The sequence below is a fragment of the Cyanobacteriota bacterium genome (genome assembly GCA_025054735.1).
GTDB lineage: Bacteria > Cyanobacteriota > Cyanobacteriia > SKYG9 > SKYG9 > SKYG9.
Genome location: JANWZG010000465.1, coordinates 1 through 2,769, shown reverse-complemented (window position 1 = coordinate 2,769; position 2,769 = coordinate 1). Strand labels below are relative to the sequence as shown.

2 protein-coding genes are annotated in these 2,769 nt (G+C 51.5%); both read right to left on the bottom strand.

Annotated features, from left to right (window positions below; translation table 11 throughout):
- The coding region (locus NZ772_16860) for an N-acetylglucosamine-6-phosphate deacetylase (protein MCS6815226.1) at nt 1-914 on the bottom strand (914 nt) is incomplete at its 3' end.
- A 92-nt stretch (nt 915-1,006) separates the two neighbouring features.
- Nucleotides 1,007-2,425, bottom strand: a complete 1,419-nt coding sequence (locus NZ772_16855) for an aspartate ammonia-lyase (protein MCS6815225.1) — start codon at nt 2,423-2,425, stop codon at nt 1,007-1,009.
- Nucleotides 2,426-2,769: the final 344 nt, after the last annotated feature.

The window sequence follows — 2,769 nt, the reverse complement described above, 5'->3', positions numbered from 1 at the left end:
AGAGCATCACTGACGAGGAATAACCGTCGATCGTACTCCCCTGCCCGCAATAACAGCGTCAACATCGTTGGGCTAATATGTTCACCATCGGCAATAAACCCACACATCACCTTGGTATTGATGAGGGCTGCTCCTAAGAGGCCAGGTTCTCGGTGGTGTAAGGCAGGCATGGCGTTAAAGGCATGGGTCACCATAGTGGCACCTTGGGCAAATGCTTGTCGGGCTTGCTGAGCAGTGGCTTGGGAATGTCCTAGGCTGACTGTAATGCCTAAACTACGCAGATAGGCGATCGCCTCACCAGTAGGATCCATCTCTGGGGCCAGGGTCATGACCTTCACCACATCGGCATAGCGGCCTAGAACTTGCTTGATGTTATCGATGGTTAAAGGCAAGAGGTGTTCCGCAGGATGTGCCCCTCGCTTCTCTGGGTTGAGGAAAGGGCCTTCCAAGTGGACTCCCAGAATCCTTGCAGTTTTAGAAGCAATCGTAGAGACAGTAGGTGTAGTCGGGACTGGTGGAACAGTAGGTGAGGAATCACCTAGCACCTGACAGCGAGCACCTGTGACCTGTGTGAAAACAGCTAGGGCCTGCTGAATTTTGTCTATGGAAGAGGTGACGATCGTTGGCAAAAAGGCATCAATGCCCTGTTGCCAGAGAAATTCACAGATTGCTTGTAACTTAGGCTCATCCCCTGGTTGAACATCGGGAAACGGCAACCCTAGCGCACCGTTAATTTGAAGATCAATACCACCCATAGAAACCCAGTCGCCATCCAGGTCTAGGGTGGAAGAATCCATCACGGCATCAACTAGTCCCCCCTCCATGGGTTGAATCATGCGAATGATGCTATGGTCATCAAGGTGAATCTGGTAAAGTCCGATCGCCCCTGGTAGGCGAGCATTAATCAACTGCATAGAAAAACTGTTTAATCAATGAAATCATCATGCCAGTGTTTAAACACCGTTTAGACACCCTGATGTGTTGGCCTAGTAGCTTACACCTTACTCTAGTGCTCTAGCTTGGGATCGTCCTGAGGCATTTGGCTCATTTGTTCCAGATTCAGCACATCGGCTAGGGTAGTTTCTGTCATTAGGCCCTTTTCTAGCACCAGTTGTCGCAACGATTTGCCTGTTTCTAGAGATTCTTTGGCGATCGCCGCAGCATTCAAGTAGCCAATGTGGGTGTTTAGGGCAGTAACTAACGCTAGGCTACCCTCAGCATAGGCGCGACAGCGATCAACGTTAGCAGTAATTCCCTTGAGACAACGCTCCGTTAGGGCTGCCAAGGTGTTGCCCAATAACTCGATGCTGTGGATGAGGTTATAGGCAATCAGCGGCATCATCACGTTCAGTTCTAGTTGTCCGGCTTGGGCGGCAACGGCGATCGCTGTGTCATAGCCCATCACCTGGAAACACACCATTGAGGTCATTTCCGCCATCACGGGATTATATTTCCCTGGCATGATTGAGGATCCAGGTTGCACGGGCGGCAGTTGAATCTCCTTGAAGCCAGTTTTGGGGCCTGAGTCTAGCAGGCGCAAGTCATGGGAAATTTTGGCCAAGTCCTGAGCCAGGTTACGCAGGCTTCCAGACACGTTCACAAAGGGAGCCATACTCTGCATGGCGGCCATCAGGTGGGGGGCTGGACGCAGGGGATGATCAATTAACTGCGACAAAATCTCGCAGACTCGGAAGCGATACTGGGGATGGGTATTAAGTCCGGTACCAACTGCACTGCCACCAATGCCCAGCAAGGTGAGATCTCCAGAGGCAGTCTCAATGCGAATCATATGTTCCGTTAAGATCTGCGCCCAAGCTCGGAAGGTTGCACCTAGACGCACAGGAACAGCATCTTGCAGGTGGGTTCTGCCCGATCGCACGACGTGGCTAAACTCTTGAGCTTTGGTATCCAAGCTGGCGATCGCCTGCGACAGGGCGGGAAATAGGCTTCGTTCTAGGGCTAACAAGCCACCAATCCGAATGGCGGTGGGAATCACGTCATTGGTTGACTGTCCATAATTCACATGGTCATTGGGGCTAAGACGTTGGTAGTTACCCTTTTGGTCGCCCAACAGTTCCAGTCCCCGATTCGCCAACACCTCATTGACGTTCATATGGTGAGAAGTACCCGCTCCTGCCTGGTAAACATCCACCACAAACTGATCTCGCAGCTTACCTGCTAGCACCTCATCGGCGGCTTGGACGATCGCGGCACTCAGCTCAGCCGGAATGCACCCTAACTCACCATTGGCAATCGCGGCTGCCTTTTTAATCAGCACACAGGCATCAATGTAAGTAGGCAGCGCTCTCAGGCCACTGATAGGAAAATTTTCCATTGCCCTCAGAGTTTGGATGCCGTAATAGGCACTGTCCGGGAGTTGGCGCTCTCCCATAGAGTCTTTTTCCAGTCGGTAGGGATGGGTCATAGGGTAGGTCATCTAGGGTGAAAAACTGAGGAAATGTCCTGCAATAAGGTGCATAGCATGAGAAACAATCCTATCACCTGTCTGGAATCCTAAACCCTTGATTTGGCACTGACGATCGCACCAGCAGCAACGGTGAAATTGAGGGCTAGGCTCGGCAAAGGCGCGATCGACCACACCCTTCAGCTAGTCAATCCTGTGTCACAATCAACTGATTCAAAATTGATTTATGCTGATGATTCATTCCGATGCATAGGTTGCTAGTCACCCCATCACTCGTCCTGCCATCCCAAGGCACGCCATGATTGACCACGATCGCCTCTTCAAAGAACTGCTCACCACCTTCT

Coding starts and splice junctions, on each gene's coding strand:
- NZ772_16855 (MCS6815225.1), bottom strand. CDS start 2,425: ATGACCCATCCCTACCGACTGGAAAAAGACTCTATGGGAGAGCGCCAA.